This window comes from Rhizobium sp. 1399 (assembly GCF_031455475.1).
Classification (GTDB): domain Bacteria; phylum Pseudomonadota; class Alphaproteobacteria; order Rhizobiales; family Rhizobiaceae; genus Rhizobium.
This window is the reverse complement of the sequence record NZ_JAVDSU010000001.1, coordinates 793384-809096: the sequence shown is the minus strand read 5'-3', so window position 1 is coordinate 809096 and position 15713 is coordinate 793384. Positions and strand designations below refer to the sequence as shown.

Annotated in this window: 16 protein-coding genes and 1 pseudogene; 9 read left to right on the top strand and 8 right to left on the bottom strand. The window is 60.2% G+C overall.

The window, feature by feature from the left end:
* The first annotated feature begins 68 nt into the window (after positions 1 to 68).
* Entirely contained in the window at positions 69 to 533 is a 465-nt protein-coding gene (gene ptsN / locus J2X71_RS04195; protein WP_029868958.1) for a PTS IIA-like nitrogen regulatory protein PtsN, read from the top strand.
* 76 nt (positions 534 to 609) lie between these two features.
* Here ptsN and J2X71_RS04190 read toward each other — a convergent pair whose 3' ends face one another.
* The 3 genes from J2X71_RS04190 to J2X71_RS04180 all read right to left on the bottom strand — a co-directional run bounded on the left by J2X71_RS04190 (position 610) and on the right by J2X71_RS04180 (position 5357).
* Entirely contained in the window at positions 610 to 2949 is a 2340-nt protein-coding gene (locus J2X71_RS04190) for a methyl-accepting chemotaxis protein (protein WP_310379212.1), read from the bottom strand.
* 240 nt (positions 2950 to 3189) lie between these two features.
* Positions 3190 to 4089 carry a ribokinase gene (locus J2X71_RS04185; protein ID WP_310379210.1) on the bottom strand — a complete coding sequence of 300 codons (900 nt, stop codon included), beginning with the start codon at positions 4087 to 4089 and terminating at the stop codon, positions 3190 to 3192.
* A gap of 44 nt (positions 4090 to 4133) precedes the next feature.
* Positions 4134 to 5357, bottom strand: coding sequence for a DNA recombination protein RmuC (locus tag J2X71_RS04180; protein ID WP_310379208.1), 1224 nt, complete (start codon positions 5355 to 5357; stop codon positions 4134 to 4136).
* Between the two features lie 191 nt (positions 5358 to 5548).
* On the opposite strand from J2X71_RS04180, the gene J2X71_RS04175 reads away from it, so the two are divergent.
* The 7 genes and pseudogenes from J2X71_RS04175 to J2X71_RS04145 form a co-directional block, all read left to right on the top strand.
* Entirely contained in the window at positions 5549 to 7048 is a 1500-nt protein-coding gene (locus J2X71_RS04175; protein ID WP_310379205.1) for a globin-coupled sensor protein, read from the top strand.
* Positions 7049 to 7144: 96 nt separating this feature from the next.
* On the top strand, positions 7145 to 7660 hold the full coding sequence (def, locus tag J2X71_RS04170; RefSeq protein WP_113325084.1) for a peptide deformylase: 516 nt from the start codon (positions 7145 to 7147) through the stop codon (positions 7658 to 7660).
* A 63-nt stretch (positions 7661 to 7723) separates the two neighbouring features.
* Positions 7724 to 7987 carry a FitA-like ribbon-helix-helix domain-containing protein gene (locus J2X71_RS04165; protein ID WP_310379203.1) on the top strand — a complete coding sequence of 88 codons (264 nt, stop codon included), beginning with the start codon at positions 7724 to 7726 and terminating at the stop codon, positions 7985 to 7987.
* The gene (locus tag J2X71_RS04160; protein WP_310379200.1) at positions 7984 to 8406 is read left to right on the top strand and encodes a type II toxin-antitoxin system VapC family toxin; all 423 of its coding nucleotides are present in this window, start codon (positions 7984 to 7986) and stop codon (positions 8404 to 8406) included. Before J2X71_RS04165 ends, J2X71_RS04160 begins: the two co-directional genes overlap by 4 nt.
* Positions 8407 to 8426: 20 nt before the next feature.
* Positions 8427 to 9362, top strand: coding sequence for a methionyl-tRNA formyltransferase (fmt, locus tag J2X71_RS04155; RefSeq protein ID WP_310379198.1), 936 nt, complete (start codon positions 8427 to 8429; stop codon positions 9360 to 9362).
* The gene (gene truA / locus J2X71_RS04150) at positions 9362 to 10168 is read left to right on the top strand and encodes a tRNA pseudouridine(38-40) synthase TruA (protein WP_310379196.1); all 807 of its coding nucleotides are present in this window, start codon (positions 9362 to 9364) and stop codon (positions 10166 to 10168) included. The genes fmt and truA overlap by 1 nt, the downstream gene beginning before the upstream one ends.
* Positions 10146 to 10211 (top strand): annotated as a pseudogene (locus tag J2X71_RS04145) (arsenate reductase (glutaredoxin)); the annotation flags it as partial. The gene truA and the pseudogene J2X71_RS04145, both read left to right, overlap by 23 nt.
* A 79-nt stretch (positions 10212 to 10290) precedes the next feature.
* On the opposite strand, the gene J2X71_RS04140 reads toward J2X71_RS04145, so the two are convergent.
* The 3 genes from J2X71_RS04140 to dapD all read right to left on the bottom strand — a co-directional run bounded on the left by J2X71_RS04140 (position 10291) and on the right by dapD (position 13027).
* The gene (locus tag J2X71_RS04140) at positions 10291 to 10887 is read right to left on the bottom strand and encodes a hypothetical protein (RefSeq protein WP_310379194.1); all 597 of its coding nucleotides are present in this window, start codon (positions 10885 to 10887) and stop codon (positions 10291 to 10293) included.
* Positions 10874 to 12067: a succinyl-diaminopimelate desuccinylase gene (gene dapE / locus J2X71_RS04135; protein ID WP_310379193.1), complete on the bottom strand. Its 1194-nt coding sequence runs from the start codon at positions 12065 to 12067 to the stop codon at positions 10874 to 10876. Before dapE ends, J2X71_RS04140 begins: the two co-directional genes overlap by 14 nt.
* A 102-nt stretch (positions 12068 to 12169) precedes the next feature.
* The gene (gene dapD, locus J2X71_RS04130) at positions 12170 to 13027 is read right to left on the bottom strand and encodes a 2,3,4,5-tetrahydropyridine-2,6-dicarboxylate N-succinyltransferase (RefSeq protein ID WP_113325080.1); all 858 of its coding nucleotides are present in this window, start codon (positions 13025 to 13027) and stop codon (positions 12170 to 12172) included.
* A 194-nt stretch (positions 13028 to 13221) separates the two neighbouring features.
* On the opposite strand from dapD, the gene J2X71_RS04125 reads away from it, so the two are divergent.
* Positions 13222 to 14088, top strand: a complete 867-nt coding sequence (locus tag J2X71_RS04125) for an LOG family protein (protein ID WP_113182119.1) — start codon at positions 13222 to 13224, stop codon at positions 14086 to 14088.
* A gap of 134 nt (positions 14089 to 14222) precedes the next feature.
* On the opposite strand, the gene J2X71_RS04120 is transcribed toward J2X71_RS04125, so the two are convergent.
* Together J2X71_RS04120 and J2X71_RS04115 are read right to left on the bottom strand one after the other, a co-directional pair.
* Positions 14223 to 14852, bottom strand: a complete 630-nt coding sequence (locus J2X71_RS04120; RefSeq protein ID WP_310379188.1) for a calcium-binding protein — start codon at positions 14850 to 14852, stop codon at positions 14223 to 14225.
* 102 nt (positions 14853 to 14954) lie between these two features.
* On the bottom strand, positions 14955 to 15662 hold the full coding sequence (locus J2X71_RS04115; protein WP_310379186.1) for a pyrimidine 5'-nucleotidase: 708 nt from the start codon (positions 15660 to 15662) through the stop codon (positions 14955 to 14957).
* Positions 15663 to 15713 lie beyond the last annotated feature (51 nt).

Below are 15713 nucleotides of genomic sequence, written 5' to 3'. Positions count from 1 at the left end.
AGGGCGGGGGAGCGGCGCAGGGCGCCGCTCCCCCGGACCCGTGCTCTCGGCGACAGAAGGAAAAAGAAATGGCATTGGCAGATTTGCTGCACCAGGATGCGATCATTCCCGCCCTCAGGGTAAATTCCAAGAAACAGTTGCTTCAGGAATTGGCAGCAAAAGCCTCCAGGACTACGGGGCTTTCCGAACGGGAAATCTTCGATGTGATCCTGCAGCGCGAACGCTTGGGCTCGACCGGTGTCGGCAACGGCATCGCCATCCCCCACGGCAAGCTCGTCAATATCCACTCCATCGTCGGTATCTTCGCCCGGCTGGAACAGCCCGTCGATTTCGAAGCGCTGGACGACCAGCCAGTCGATCTGGTGTTTCTGCTTCTGGCGCCGGAAGGCGCCGGTGCTGATCACCTCAAGGCGCTTTCGCGCATCGCCCGTGTCCTGCGCGACCATGATCTGGTCGCCAAGCTGCGCGCGACCGATTCCGCTTCGGCGATTTATGCCTTCCTCAATGAAGAGCAGACGTCGAACGCTGCCTGACGGTCGACGATCTACCCGGAATGCAAGAAAGGCGCCTGATCGCTCAGGCGCCTTTTTCTTGTCATGCGATCAGCGATCAGAACTCTTCCCAATTATCCTGGGCAACAGCCGCTGAGCCGCGAGACTGGGCAACGGCTCGGCGCGGTGCCGGAGCGGCCGCGCGTGGTGCCGGCGCAGCCGGTGCGCGCATCTGCTGTGCGGTGGAGCGCAGTGTTGCCGCGGCATTTCCCTGCCCGGAGACGCGGAAGCGGGTGACCAACCTCTTCAACGTCTGGGCCTCGTCGTTCAGCGTCACGCTGGCAGCAGTGGTTTCTTCCACCATCGCGGCGTTCTGCTGCGTGACCTGGTCCATCTGGTTCACGGCCTGGTTGATCTCCTTCAGGCCGATGGCCTGTTCGCTGGCCGAGGCCGAGATCTGACGGATAAGGCCGTTGATGCCCATCACCTGCTCGGCAATCTTGTGCAGCGTGTCGCCGGCGCGGCCGACGAGATCGACGCCTTCCTTGACTTGGGCGGCCGAGGTGTTGATGAGTGTCTTGATCTCCTTGGCGGCATTCGCCGAACGCTGAGCGAGCTCCCGGACTTCCTGTGCGACGACTGCAAAGCCCTTGCCTGCTTCACCGGCGCGGGCCGCTTCGACACCGGCGTTCAGAGCCAGAAGATTCGTCTGGAAGGCGATCTCGTCGATAACACCGATGATGCGCGAAACTTCCGTCGAGGACTGTTCGATACCGTGCATGGAGGCAATCGCCTTCTGCACCACTTCTCCTGATTTCTCGGCGTCTTCGCAGGCGAGATTGACGTTGTCAGCTGCGGTGCGGGCGTTCTCGGCGCTGGAATTGACCTGGGCGGTCAGCTCGTTGAGCGCCGCTGCCGTCTCTTCCAGACTTGCCGCCTGCTGCTCGGTGCGTTTGGCAAGGTCGGAGGCGCTGTTACTGATCTCGCCCGTACCGGAGCCGATATTGACGACACTGAGGCTCATCGTGTTGATGGTTTCCTCGAGGCTTGCGAGAGCAGCATTGAAGTCCTGCTTCAGCTTGCCGTATTCGCCGGGGAATTCCTCTGTAATGCGGTGGCCGAGATTGCCCTGCGACAGTTCGGAAAGGCCTGCACCGACGATCGAAACGATGTGACGCTGCAGATTGACCGATTGTTGGCGTTCCAATTCCGAGCGACCGCGTTCGGTTTCGGCGGCAAGGCGCTGGTTGTCAGCCTCGGTTTCGAGACGCCGCGTATCGGCAAGCGCGAAGCGGAAGCCTTCGAGAGCCTTGGCGACAGAGCCAATTTCGTCGGCGCGGTTCTGACCGGCGACCGTTTCGTCATATTTTCCGTCGCTCAGTGCCTTGACGCTGGAAACGAGGCCAGCGAGCGGACGCTGAACAAGCGAGCGGACGGCGAAGTAGAGGGCAAGCAGCACGGCGCCGAGCACGATGATGCCATTGATGACCATCATGAAGGTCTGGTCCTGGACCGGAGCATTCATCGCCGTGTGCGGGACGTCAACCAGCACAACCCAGTTGGCGTTCAGACCGGGAACTGCGAAGGGATAGACGACGCGGTCGAAGGGATCGAGGCCGTCGAAGCTGAGGTTCTTGACGAGGCTGACCTTCATGGACGAAAGCGCAGCCTTTACGTCAGCCGAGCCAGGATTGTCGCCATAGGGCTTCGACATCAGGTCGGGGGTCGGAGCGACGATCCAGTTGCCGTTCTGGGCGATCAGCGTCACACGGCCGGAGCCGAAGGGGCGCAGCGCCTGCACCTTGTCGGTAAGCGATTTCAGCGAAATATCGACGCCTTCCACACCGATCATCTTGCCACCGGACATGACCGGATAGGCAATCGAAGTCAGCAGCGTCGGGACGTCGGTGCCTTCTGCGAGGTAGGGCGCCGTGATCGCGCCCTTGCCGCTGTCGGCAGCAAGCTTCCACCATTCGGCGGTGTAATCGTTGTCGAAGGTCGAGAACTGGATGTCGCCAGTCCTGTTCTTCGACCAGTAAGGCGTAAAGGCGCCGACCTTGTTGGTGCCTTCGTCATTGTTGTTGGCGATTTCCGTGGTCTTGCCGTCGAAGGCGCCAAGCTGCTCGCAGAACCAGCTGCCGAAGGCGAAAGCGTTCTGTTCGAGATTGGCCTTCAGAATGCTGATGATACCCTTGCGATCGAGGATCTTGCCTTCATGTCCGCGTCCAACGACGCCCGACATGGTGCGAGCAGCGCTCGCAAGCTCGCCGACATTGGCTGCAATCTCGTTGGCGATCGACTTGGCTTCCGAGTTGGCCTGATCCAGCGTCAGGGTCTGGACGCGGTTACGGGTCTGGTCGATGAGGAAGAGGTTCGAAACGACAAGCACCAGTGCAATGGCGGCACCGGTAATGACGATGAGCTTCGCCGCAAGCGATTTCATTCTGAAAATGAACATAGATTCCTTGGGGCAAGGACGCACCGAAGGGCCATTCTCCGGCACAGCGGGTAAGGCACGCTCTATCATGGAGCAGCCATGGGGTTGACCGCCTCGAAGATGAACGAGGTGGCGATCGCCCGAAGGATCGCCAGAAACCTCTTAAATTTGAATGAAATTCGCTATGTTTCGGCAGCAAATCCGGAAAGCCACCCCAAAACTAGGGGTGGCTTTCTATCGATTGTTCGCGGCTGGACTGGACTATATTCTGTCTGCGACTTCGGCTGCGAGCGGAATGGAGGGTTGTGCCCCCGGCTTCAGGCAGGCAAGTGAGCCGGCGACCGCTGCACGGCGCAGCGCCGAGTTGAAATCCAGCCCCTCATCGAGGCTTGCTGCGAAGTAACCGCAGAACGTATCGCCGGCGCCGACAGTATCGACGGGTTCGATGACGAGGCCCTGCGCCCGGGAAATCTGGCCATCCCGGATCGCGATGACGCCATCGCCGCCGAGCGTGACGATCAGCGTCTGGCCGGTCTCGGCATGCAGGCGCTCCAACGCCGCCTCGCGGTCACCGGCACTCATGTTTTCCTGTCCCGCCAGCCGCTCGAACTCGGTTTCATTGGCAATGACGATATCGGCCAGCCGGCCGAGTCGCGGCGCATCCGGAATGAGCGGGGCAAGATTGAGAATGCTGGTGATGCCCTTGGCGCGAGAGGCAGCAAGCGCGTGCTCGACCGCCTCGACAGGAATTTCGAGCTGCAGCATGAGTATATCGCCCTCGTTCATGGCGTTGACGGCAGCCTCGGCGTTGTCGCCGCTCACCTTGCCGTTCGCGCCGGGAATGACCGCGATCATGTTCTCGCCGTCGCCGCCGACAAGAATGAGAGCTGTGCCCGTCGGCCCCTCGACATGGCTGACGCGGGAAAGGTCGGTGCCTGCGCCGTCGAGCAGTTCAAGGGCGCCCTCGGCAAAGGCATCCTTGCCGACAGCGCCCGCCATATGGACATAGCGGCCTGCTCGCCGGGCGGCGAGCGCCTGATTGGCGCCTTTGCCACCGGCAGCCGTTGCAAAGCTGTTGCCGGCAACTGTTTCGCCGGGCTTCGGCAGGCGCTTGGTCGTGGCGATAAGGTCCATATTGATGGAGCCGAAAACTGTGATCATGGCATGTCCGTCCCTTGCTTCGGGCCGCGACACTGCCGAAGCGATCACTCCTCGTCAACCACCCTGAGCTTGAGCAACCCGGTTCGGCTTTCGACGGATTTCGCCGACGGCTCGTTCTCGCGGGTTGGCTTGCCGTCGCCGCCTGCTTCGAATTCCAGCGCCTCGATCTTCGCGCCGCGCTTGGTGAGCTTGTCCGCTGAGGTAATGATCTGGTCCACGTCGCGCTGCGTCTGGGAAAAATGTCCCTGCAGCTTGCGTACGCGCTCGTCGAGCCGGCCGAGATCGTCCATGAGGAGGGCGACTTCTCCCTGGATGACATGCGCCTGCGCCCGCATGCGCTGGTCTTTGAGCACGGCCTGAATGACCTGGATTGACAGCATCAAGAGCGAAGGCGAGACGATAACGATGCGTGCGCGGTGCGCCTTCTGCACGATCCCTTCGAAATTTTCGTGAATTTCAGCGAAGATCGATTCCGAGGGAACGAAGAGGAAAGCCGTCTCCTGCGTCTCGCCTTGGATCAGATATTTCTCGGAAATATCCTTGATGTGAACTTCCATGTCACGGCGAAACTGCTGACCAGCAAGCTTACCGGCGTCCGCGCCGCTTGCATCGCGGATCGCGTTCCACGCCTCGAGCGGAAATTTGGCATCGATGACGAGCGGTGGTGCGCCATTCGGCATCCTGATCGTGCAGTCGGGTCGCGAGCCGTTGGAAAGCGTCTGCTGGAAGGCATAGGCGCCCATCGGTAGACCATCTGCGACGATCGTTTCCATGCGCGATTGGCCGAAAGCCCCACGCGTCTGCTTGTTGGAGAGAATGGCCTGCAGTCCGACGACATCCTTGGCGAGCGTCTGGATATTGTTCTGGGCGACATCAATCACCGCAAGGCGCTCCTGCAGCTTCTGCAGGTTGTCATGCGTTGATTTCGTCTGCTCGGTCAGCGTCGAACTCATGCGCTGTGACATGCCGTCGAGCCGCTGGTTGATCGCCTGATTGAGTTCGGCCTGCCGTGCACCGAAGACTTCCGTCATGGTCGAGATGCGTCCCTGCATCTCCGCCTGTATTTTCAGAAGTTCTGCCATGCGCGCCTCGCTTTCCGCGGCGCGAAGATTGGCCTCTTCAGCTTCCTCGCGACGGATGCCCGCATTGCGCAAGGCAAACACGATTGTCACGAGAATGAGAACGGCGAGTGCGCCGCCGGCAAGTGCAAGCACGCCGGGGCTCAGTATCGGCAGGGAAATGGTGAGTGAGTCGGATGTCACGGTCATGCCGCACCATAACAAAATAAGCGGCAATATCCAGATCAAAACGTGAACAATCCACGCCGTATTACTAATGCTAACGACGCTAATTTACTGTAACGGAAGAAAAATCGGTCGCGCACTTAACGATTGCTAAACCATATTCACCAAATCTGGCGCTGCAATTTCCCTCCGCATTCGCCAGATAGAGATCCCCCATGACTTCCCACCAGACCGACAATGCCCTCAGGCAGCGCCTTGACTTCATTGAGCTTGACGATGAGGCGCGCAAGAACCTGCGGGAGCTACGGCCGGCGATCTCGGAGCTTCTCGGCGGCGCACTCGACAAGTTCTACAGCAAGCTCGCAAAGACCCCGGCGGTCGCAGGCTTCTTCTCCAACAAGGCCCATATGGGCCACGCCAAGAAGCGCCAGCAGGAACATTGGGGCAATCTTTCGGGCGGCAATTTCGACGAAAGCTATGTGAATGGTGTTACTGCCGTCGGCCGCACCCATGCCCGCATCGGCCTGGAGCCGCGCTGGTATATCGGCGGCTATGCGCTTGTCATGTCGGAGCTCGTCCGTGGCCTCATGGAAAAGCAGTGGCCATCGCTCTTTGCCCGTCAGCAGGGAAAGGCGCTTGCCGAAAAGCTGACCGCCGTCATCAAGGCGGCGATGCTCGACATGGATTATTCCATCTCCGTCTATCTGGAAGCGCTCGAGGAAAAGCGCCACGCGTTGGAAGAAGAACGCGCCCGCTCAGAAGCCGATCAAGCGCTGGCACTGGAACATCTGCGCCGCGGCCTTGAAGCACTGTCGCGTGGCGATCTCGAAGCGACCCTTCCTGCCGATCTGCCCGGGAATTTTCGCCAAATGGCTGAAGACTATAACAGGGCCGTCAACGCTCTTCGCGAATCTTTCACGTCTGTCCGCACCACGTCCGGCCACATTCTCGAAGGTGCCGATGTGATGTCCAAGGCGACGGACGATCTCGCCTTGCGCACCGCGCAGCAGGCAGCTGGCGTCGAAGAGAGCTCGGCTGCGCTGCAACAGCTCTCCGTCAGCGTCAGCCAGACCGCCGCCAACGCCGAAAAGGCGTCCGGCGCCGTGCGCGAAACGCAGGAGAAAGCCAAGAATTCCGGCGAACTCGTCACCAGCGCCGTTTCGGCCATGGCGGGTATCGAGAAGTCCTCCACCGAAATCGCCAAGATCATCGGCGTCATCGACGAGATCGCCTTCCAGACCAACCTGCTGGCACTGAATGCCGGCGTCGAAGCTGCGCGTGCTGGTGATGCCGGCAAGGGCTTTGCGGTCGTCGCACAGGAAGTCCGTCAGCTTGCCCAGCGCACGGCCGATGCCGCCAAAGCGATCAAGAATCTGATCTCCGAAAGCTCGACGCAGGTAAACGAGGGCGTCAACATCGTCAGCAGCACCGGTGAGGCGCTGAGCGACATGATCAGCCGTATCGACATCATCAACAGCTTCGTCGCCGATATTGCGGCTGCCGCCCGCGATCAGGCGACCGGCGTCAACGAGGTGAGCGTGGCGATCCGCAACATGGACACGATCACCCAGCAGAATTCCGGCATGGTCGAGCGTACGTCTGCCGAAACCCGCAGGCTGAAGGATGGGGTCGAGAACCTCATCGAACTGCTGCAGCGTTTCCGCGCTCGTGCTGAAGGTCGGCAGGTTGCCGGTACCGCCCGCCGCGCAGCCTGAATAATCCAGGCAAAATCCGGGCAGGCGCTGCAAAAAACCGCAATCCCTGCCCGGCGGATAATTCCCTAGTTTGAAAAGATGGGTTATGGGAACGCCATGACCATCAAGCCACTCATCATTCTTCCCGATCCCGTTCTCCGTCAGGTTTCCAAGCCGATCGAGCGGGTCGACGCCGATCTCCAGCGCCTTACGGACGATATGCTGGAAACAATGTATGACGCACCGGGCATCGGCCTTGCCGCAATCCAGGTCGGCGTTCCACGCCGCATGCTCGTCATCGATCTTTCGAAGGAAGGCGAGGAAAAACAGCCGCTCGTCTTCATCAATCCGGAGATCGTCAGCTCCTCGGATGACCGTTCCGTCTATGAGGAAGGCTGCCTTTCCATTCCCGACTATTATGCGGAAGTGGAGCGGCCGGCGCAGGTCACCGTCAAATATCTCGACCGTGAAGGCAAGGAACAGAGTGTGGTGGCCGACGGTCTGCTCGCTACCTGTCTCCAGCATGAGATCGATCATCTGAACGGCGTGCTCTTCATCGATCACATCTCGCGGCTGAAGCGCGAAATGGTCATCAAGAAGTTCACCAAGGCTTCCAAGTCCAAGGCGCTCTGAGTTGCAGCATTGAAAATGTTGCGGCCGCGCCTTATGATATCGATGATATCATAGGAGCTGTTAATGGGTGATCTTCTGATCCGAAACTTGGATGATGCCCTGAAGCACGAGCTTCAAGATCGCGCGCGGGAGAACGGACGCAGCCTTTCGGAGGAAGCGATCATTCATCTGCGTCGCTCACTCAGCACCTTGCGCGAAGATCGGCAGCCGGCAGGAGAATGGCTGCGTGGTCTTCTCGGGGCTGAACGCTGGACCGATGACGAGCTATCAGCGATAGAAACTGCACGGCATGAAGCGGACCGTGCTCCACCGAAATTCCACGAATGAGCTTCGTTCTAGATACGAACATCATCTCCGAGTTGGAAGGCCGTAAATATAGCGAGCGATTGCTGCATTGGTTGAACAGCTTTGACAGAGCCGACCTTTATCTGACGACTATCAGTGTTGCAGAAATCCACTACGGTTTGGCTCTCTTGCCAGAAGGCAAGCGGCGAGAGGCGCTGATGCAGGACTATCTTCGTCTTGAGGAGGCCTTTTCGGGCAGGATAATTCCGTTCACCCTTGCCGCAGCGCGTCGTTACGGTGCACTCAGGGCGGCGCGTGAAAAGCGGGGTCGAAGAATGGAGACGAAAGACGCCATGATCGCGGCCATCTGCCTTGTGCACGGTGCGACGCTTGCAACCCGCAACACAAAAGATTTCGAAGGGCTTGATCTCAAGCTCGTAAACCCGTTTGAAGACGGCTGATCCTCAATTGGCGAGATAGAATGTCTCTTCGTATCGTTTTCATGGGAACGCCCGACTTCTCCGTCCCGACGCTGCGCCTGCTTGTCGAAGCCGGCCATCAGATCGTGGCCGTCTATACCCAGCCGCCGCGGCCGGGCGGACGGCGTGGGCTCGATCTCCAGAAATCGCCGGTGCACCAGGCGGCCGAGCTGCTCGGCCTCCCGGTCTTCACGCCGGTCAACTTTAAGGATCCTGAAGAGCGTGAGCGCTTCCGTGCGCTCGGTGCCGATGTCGGCGTCGTCGTTGCCTATGGCCTGCTGCTGCCCGAGGCTATCCTGACCGGCACGCGCTACGGCTGCTACAATGGCCATGCCTCGCTGCTGCCGCGCTGGCGCGGTGCTGCGCCCATCCAGCGGGCGATCATGGCCGGCGACGAGAAGACCGGCATGATGGTCATGAAGATGGACAAGGGCCTCGATACAGGCGATGTCGCCTTGACTCGTGAGGTCGAGATCGGCCCGAACATGACGGCTGGCGAACTGCACGACCGCCTGATGCAAACAGGCGCGAAGGCCATGGCCGAGGCCATGGTGAAGCTGGAGATGGACGATCTGCCACTGACCCCGCAGCCGGTCGAAGGCGTGCTCTATGCCGCCAAGATCGACAAGGCGGAAACGCGTATCGATTTCAGCCGCGACGCCAAAGACGTTCACAATCATATCCGCGGCCTCGCACCTTTCCCGGGCGCCTGGTTCGAGCTCGAGAGCAATGGCAAGGCGGAGCGCATCAAGGTGCTCGGCTCCGAACTTGCGGCGGGTGAGGGAGCAGCCGGCGCGCTTCTGACCGGTGATCTCGTGGTTGCCTGCGGGGCGGGCGCCGTCCGCCTCACGAAACTTCAGAAGGCCGGCGGTAAACCGCTCGCCGCTGCCGACTTCCTGCGCGGAACACCGCTTACTGCGGGCACGAGGCTCGTCTGATGCCGCGATACCGCATGATCGTCGAATATGACGGCGGCCCCTATGTCGGATGGCAGCGACAGGACAACGGACCCTCGGTGCAGGGCGCGATCGAAAAGGCGATCTTCTCGGCAAGCGGCGATACCGTGTCCGTCCGCGGCGCGGGCCGCACCGATTCCGGCGTCCACGCCATGGGGCAGGTCATCCATGCCGATCTTTCGAAGGACTGGTCGCCCTTCAAGCTGCAGAATGCACTGAATGCCCATCTGAAGCTTGCGGGTGAGAAAGTGGCGATCCTTGATGTCGAGGCCGCGAGCGAATTCTTCGACGCGCGCTTCTCCGCGCTCCGCCGGCATTATCTCTACCGCATCATCAGCCGCCGCGCGCCGCTGGCGCTGGAGGCGGGCAAGGCATGGTGGGTGCCGAAGACGCTCGATCATGAAGTCATGCATGCCGCAGCCCAGATCCTCGTCGGCAAGCATGATTTCTCAACTTTCCGTTCGGCTCACTGCCAGGCAAACAGCCCCGTGCGCACGCTCGACCGGCTGGATGTGACCCGTAATGGCGAACTGATCGAGATCCGTGCCACCGCCCAGAGTTTCCTGCACAATCAGATCCGCTCCTTCGCGGGAACTCTGAAGCTCGCAGGCGAAGGCAAGTGGACGCCTGACGATGTGCGGGCAGCACTTGAGGCGCGTGACCGCAAGGCCTGCGGCCCCGTGGCCCCACCGGACGGGCTCTATTTCATGCAGGTGGATTATCCCCAGGTGATCATCGATCGCCGCAAACCGGTGGATGAAAACGATGATGGTGACGATCTATCGTAATCCGGCCTGCGGCACGTCGCGCAACACGCTGGCCATGATCCACTAATCCGGCGAAGAATCCGAAGTCATCGAATATCTGAAGACGCCGCCGACGCGATGGCGAAGTCGTCAATCTACGCAGATCAAGCCGGATAGATGCCGAGGAAGTTCTGCAGATATTCCGACAGCATCATCGATGGCACCAGGAGCACCAGCGTCAGGGCGCCGACCATAAGGGCATGACCATGGCAGATCATCCTGAGGATGCGCGCCAGCACGAAGACCTGTGCCAGCATGAAGATGAGAAGCAGCATCGACACGATGCCGACCGAACCCGGCAGGAAGAAGACGAGCGCCAGCAGTAGCCCGTTGATATAGGCAAGCGGCACGCCGAGCCAGTTGACGCTGACGACGACAGGCGCAAAGCGCTCGCCCATACGAACGGCAAGCAGCAGCAGGCCGGCAAAGACCAGCGGCACGAACCAGTTCGCAAGCTCCACGAGCCCAAGCCGGAAGTAAAAGGGAAGTCCGACGTCCGTCTCCGGCGGCATGGAGCGCAGATAGGCATTGCGCCACCAGAGCCAGGAAATGCCTGTCGGCGGCAAGCACCAAATGATTGCCCAGAAGGATCGGTTGACGCCGCGATCCGATATGTCGAGGAAGCGGAAACCGCGCGGATCGAGCTTGATCAGCAGCCAGATGCCGGCGAGATAATACTGAACCTCTCTAAAGCCCGGCATTTTCAAACCAACGTTCGATGAAAGTCTCGTAGATCACCGTCAGCGTCTCCAGATCCGCAACGGCGACCCGTTCGTCGAGCATGTGCATGGTCTGGCCGACAAGGCCGAATTCCACGACCGGGCAATAATCCTTGATGAAGCGCGCATCCGATGTGCCGCCCGTCGTCGACAGCGCCGGCGATGCGCCGGTAACGGTCTCGACCGCCGACGACAGCGAGGCGATCAGCGCATTGTTGCGCGTCAGAAAAACATGGCTCGGGCGGTCGGCCCAGATGATCTCGTATTTCACCGGCTCGCGACCCGGCCGCAAGGCACCGTCCGTAGCTGCCGTATCGAGGCGCCGGATGATTTCAGCCCGAAGCGTATCTGCCGTCCAGGTGTCGTTGAAGCGAATGTTGAAGCTCGCTGAAGCCCTGGCGGGGATGACGTTCGTCGCCGGATTGCCGACATCGATAGTCGTCACTTCGAGGTTGGACGGCTGGAAATTGTCCGTGCCGGCGTCGAAGGGCGGATCCATCAGCGCCTGGGTGAGTTGCAGCATGCCGCGCACCGGATTGTCGGCAAGATGCGGATAGGCCGCATGCCCCTGCACGCCGTGCACGACGATCTTGCCGGACAGCGAACCGCGCCGACCGATTTTGATCATGTCGCCGAGCTTGTTCGGATTGGTCGGCTCGCCGACGACGCAGGCATCCCATGTCTCGCCGCGCTCAGTCGCCCACTGCAGCAGCTTGATCGTCCCGTTGATCGACGGGCCTTCCTCGTCGCCTGTGATCAGGAAGGAAATCGAGCCCTTTGGCGCGCCATGCTTTTCGACATGCCTGGCAACGGCGGCGGCAAAACAGGCAATGCCGCCCTTCATGTCGACTGCGCCACGGCCGAACAGCTCGCCATTGGCAATCTCGGCGGCAAAGGGCGGATGCTTCCAGGCACCTTCATCGCCCGCTGGCACGACATCAGTATGGCCTGCAAACATCAGATGCTGTCCCTCGGTGCCGAGACGGGCATAGAGGTTCTCGACATCAGGCGTGCCATCTTCCTTCGCGACCATTCGGTCGACCTTGAAACCGAGCGGAGAAAGCATCGCTTCCAGCGCGGAAAGCGCGCCGCCTTCTGCCGGCGTCACGGATGGGCAGCGGATCAGGGTCTGAAGATTGGCAACAGGATTCGTGGCGGTCATGGCGGTCGAATTATCCGGTGGGAATGGCAAAGGCGTGGCAAGGCGCGAGGCGGCCTCGCCTAAAAGACGCCGATTGTTTACCGAATCAATATCGGGCTGTCATCAATCTCGGAGCAGTTCGTTGATGCCCGTCTTGGAACGGGTCTGCTCGTCGACACGCTTGACGATCACGGCGCAATAGAGGTTAGGCGCTTGCTGGCCGTTTGCCATCGTCTTGTCTGATGGCAGCGAGCCCGCAACGACGACCGAATAGGGCGGGACTTCGCCATAGCTGATCTCGCCGGTAGCGCGGTCGACGATCTTGGTCGACTTGCCGATGAAGACGCCCATGCCGAGCACCGAGCCTTCACGCACGATGCAGCCTTCGACGACTTCCGAACGCGCACCGATAAAGCAATTGTCCTCGATGATCGTCGGTCCGGCCTGCATAGGCTCCAGAACGCCGCCGATGCCGACGCCGCCGGAGAGATGCACATGCTTGCCGATCTGCGCGCAGGAGCCGACGGTGGCCCAGGTGTCGACCATCGTGCCTTCGCCGACATAGGCGCCGAGGTTGACGAAGGACGGCATCAGGATGGCGTTCGGAGCGATATAGGCCGAGCGGCGCACGACCGCACTAGGCACGGCGCGGAAGCCGGCGGCGCGGAACTGGTTCTCGCCCCAGCCTTCGAATTTCGAGGGCACCTTGTCCCACCAGGTCGACTGGCCGGGACCGCCCTTGACCACTTCCATATCGTTGAGGCGGAAGGAGAGCAGCACGGCCTTCTTCAGCCACTGATTGACCTTCCAGACGCCATCGGTGCCGCGCTCGGCCACGCGTGCCTTGCCCCCGTCGAGCAGGTTTAGAGCGGCCTCGACTGCATCGCGCACTTCGCCTTTCGTCGACGTGTTCACATTGTCGCGATTGTCGAAAGCGGTTTCGATGGTCTTTTCAAGGGATACGAGGTCGGTGGCGCTCATGGGAATTCCTTAAACTTCGATCTTTATCGTGGAGACGGCAGGTCTCCGGAATTGCGATTGGCGGGTTGTCACCCGATCTATAGCATGCACCCGTAAAATGGAATGATTTTTCGGACAAGATCATATCTGGATTCAAGGCGTTATAGCGACATATCCGGTCATTCGTGGCCGGTGATACTGAAAGGCATTTCGATATGGCAAAGGCAAGAAACGGTGGCGGACGACGCAAGGACGGTGTCTGGGATCCGTTGAAGAGCAGTTCGAGCGACAGGCAGCGCGCGGAAGCGGTTCCGAAGACGCCGCAGACGCTCTCGCCGGCCTATCGCCTTGCCTATGTGGATGAGGATTTCCTCTGCCGCGAGGAACTGCGACCGATCCGCCTGCAGCTCGAACTTCTGAAGGTCGAGATGATGATGGCCGAGCGCGGCATCAAATCGACCGTCGTCATGTTCGGAGGCGCCCGCATTCCGGCCCCCGGCCAGAGCGCCTGGGCAGCCCGCAACGAGACCCAGCGTGCAAACCTCGAAGCCGCATCGGTCTATTATGACGAAGCTCGCAAATTCGCCCGCCTCTGCTCGCGTTATGCAGCCGGCTTCGATTTCCACGAATATGTCGTCGTCACCGGCGGTGGCCCCGGCGTCATGGAAGCGGGAAACCGCGGTGCAGCGGATGAGGGAGCACCTTCGATCGGCCTCAACATCGTGTTGCCGCACGAGCAGGCGCCGAATGCCTATGTGACGCCCGAGCTCAGCTTCAACTTCCACTATTTCGCGATCCGCAAGATGCATTTCATGGTGCGCGCCAAGGCGGTCGCGGTCTTCCCCGGCGGCTTCGGCACGCTGGACGAATTCTTCGAATGCCTGACGCTGATCCAGACGGGCCGCATGGAACGCATCCCGCTGTTGCTCTTCGGCTCGAAATTCTGGCACAGCATCATCAACTTCGACGCGCTTGCCGAATTCGGGACGATCGCGCCTGAGGACGTGAACCTCATCAGCTTCGTCGATACTGCCGATGAGGCCTGGAAGATCGTGCAGGACTTTTACGAACACCGCGAATAGAGCAATTCAAGCCAAACTGGTCAGCGGCTTTACGCCCGGCACAAACGAAAAACCCCTCCTCCCGTGGACGGGAAGAGGGCTTCGGGTGAGGGGCAAACCCCTCGCGATATCCAGGGAACGCTTTGTTATTCCCTTCAAAGGAAGGGCTGGTCAGGCATGTCATCGATCGAGATCACGCCGTCCTTGTTGCGGTCCATGCGATCGAAGAACTTGTTGAAGGCGGTTTCCGCTTCCTGCTTGCTGATCTGGCCGTTCTGGTCGGTGTCGATACGCCCCATCATCATGGTGATTGCCATGAAGCGGGCATTGTCATGCATCCAGTGGTGGCCGTCGTGGCCGTGACGGCCATGGTCCTTGTCGTCGCCTGCCTGCGGCACCGCATTCTGATCCGCATCGCCCTGCTTGGCCGAGACCGCTTCACGACGCGCCTTGAACTGTGCTTCGCGGTACGCGCGGATTTCGCCTGGCGTCAGCGAGCCGTCATGGTTGGTGTCGATGGCGGCGAAGATCTTCTCCATGCCATCGGTCGCCTCCTGCTTGGTAATCTGCCCGTCCTTGTTCGTGTCGAACTGTTTCAGCATGCGCACGAAGAGGATTTCGCGGAAGGCCGCGCCACGCGGACCGCTCATCATGCCATGCTCCATTTTTCCATGGTGGCCTGGATGATCAGCCTGGTCGCCTGGTGCTGCGAAGCTGGCCCCGGCGGCTGCGCCGAGAAGAAGAACAGAGGAAAGCGCCGTCAGGATAAGCTTGTTGCGGTACATGTCAGTGCGTCCTTTCGTAGGATGTCCCTCGATACGAAAGGTAGGACCGAACCCTGCCACGGCCCAGTTAAACATCTGTAAGATGGATGAAATTTTGGTAAGTTAGGTCGTAATCTTCTTCAGGAAATCAGCGAGATCGTCGGTGACGAAATCGATGTGGTCGTCCTCGCCGCTCGTTCTCTCCCACCATTCGACGACAGTTTCTTCCAGATTGCGCGGCACGAGCAAAACGGTCTGCATACCGAGCGCTTTCGGTACGGTGAGATTGCGCGGCAGGTCCTCGAACATCGCAGCCTTGCCCGTCTCGACCTTCTTCAGCGCCGTGAACTTGTCATAGGTCGCCTGCGCCGGCTTCGGCAGATAGTCGGCCGCGACGATGTCGAAGATGTCGTCGAAATGGTCGAGGATACCGAGTGCGCCGGCCGTCGCCTGTGCATGCTGGACGCTGCCATTGGTGAAGATGAACTTGCGGCCCGGCAGGGATTTGATGGCTTCGGCAAGCTCCGGCTGCGGGGTCAGCGACGAATAATCGATCGCATGCGCCTTTTCGAGAAAGTCGTTGGGATCGACCCCGTGATGGATCATCAGGCCCTGCAGCGTCGTGCCGTGATCGTAGTAGTACTGCTTCTGTAGCTTGCGGGCCTCTTCCTGCTCCATTTGCAGGAGCGTAGAGACATAGGCCGTCATGTTCTTGTCGATCTGCGCGAAGAGATTGACATGATGCGGATAGAGCGTGTTGTCGAGGTCGAAGACCCATTCGGTCACATGCTCGAAATCGTTCTTGGTAGGCGTGCGGTCGATCTTTGTCATAGCCGCCCTTATGGCACGGTCGCGGCGGGAAACCAAAGGCTTTTGCTTGCA

What these genes read in the sequence shown, in the direction of transcription:
- J2X71_RS04120 (WP_310379188.1), bottom strand. Translation starts at nt 14,852, where the DNA reads ATGTACCGCAACAAGCTTATCCTGACGGCGCTTTCCTCTGTTCTTCTT.
- J2X71_RS04125 (WP_113182119.1), top strand. Translation starts at nt 13,222, where the DNA reads ATGGCAAAGGCAAGAAACGGTGGCGGACGACGCAAGGACGGTGTCTGG.
- dapE (WP_310379193.1), bottom strand. Translation starts at nt 12,067, where the DNA reads ATGACCGCCACGAATCCTGTTGCCAATCTTCAGACCCTGATCCGCTGC.
- J2X71_RS04140 (WP_310379194.1), bottom strand. Translation starts at nt 10,887, where the DNA reads ATGCCGGGCTTTAGAGAGGTTCAGTATTATCTCGCCGGCATCTGGCTG.
- def (WP_113325084.1), top strand. Translation starts at nt 7,145, where the DNA reads ATGACCATCAAGCCACTCATCATTCTTCCCGATCCCGTTCTCCGTCAG.
- J2X71_RS04185 (WP_310379210.1), bottom strand. Translation starts at nt 4,089, where the DNA reads ATGATCACAGTTTTCGGCTCCATCAATATGGACCTTATCGCCACGACC.
- fmt (WP_310379198.1), top strand. Translation starts at nt 8,427, where the DNA reads ATGTCTCTTCGTATCGTTTTCATGGGAACGCCCGACTTCTCCGTCCCG.
- J2X71_RS04180 (WP_310379208.1), bottom strand. Translation starts at nt 5,357, where the DNA reads ATGACCGTGACATCCGACTCACTCACCATTTCCCTGCCGATACTGAGC.
- J2X71_RS04115 (WP_310379186.1), bottom strand. Translation starts at nt 15,662, where the DNA reads ATGACAAAGATCGACCGCACGCCTACCAAGAACGATTTCGAGCATGTG.
- J2X71_RS04165 (WP_310379203.1), top strand. Translation starts at nt 7,724, where the DNA reads ATGGGTGATCTTCTGATCCGAAACTTGGATGATGCCCTGAAGCACGAG.
- dapD (WP_113325080.1), bottom strand. Translation starts at nt 13,027, where the DNA reads ATGAGCGCCACCGACCTCGTATCCCTTGAAAAGACCATCGAAACCGCT.
- J2X71_RS04190 (WP_310379212.1), bottom strand. Translation starts at nt 2,949, where the DNA reads ATGTTCATTTTCAGAATGAAATCGCTTGCGGCGAAGCTCATCGTCATT.
- J2X71_RS04175 (WP_310379205.1), top strand. Translation starts at nt 5,549, where the DNA reads ATGACTTCCCACCAGACCGACAATGCCCTCAGGCAGCGCCTTGACTTC.
- ptsN (WP_029868958.1), top strand. Translation starts at nt 69, where the DNA reads ATGGCATTGGCAGATTTGCTGCACCAGGATGCGATCATTCCCGCCCTC.
- truA (WP_310379196.1), top strand. Translation starts at nt 9,362, where the DNA reads ATGCCGCGATACCGCATGATCGTCGAATATGACGGCGGCCCCTATGTC.
- J2X71_RS04160 (WP_310379200.1), top strand. Translation starts at nt 7,984, where the DNA reads ATGAGCTTCGTTCTAGATACGAACATCATCTCCGAGTTGGAAGGCCGT.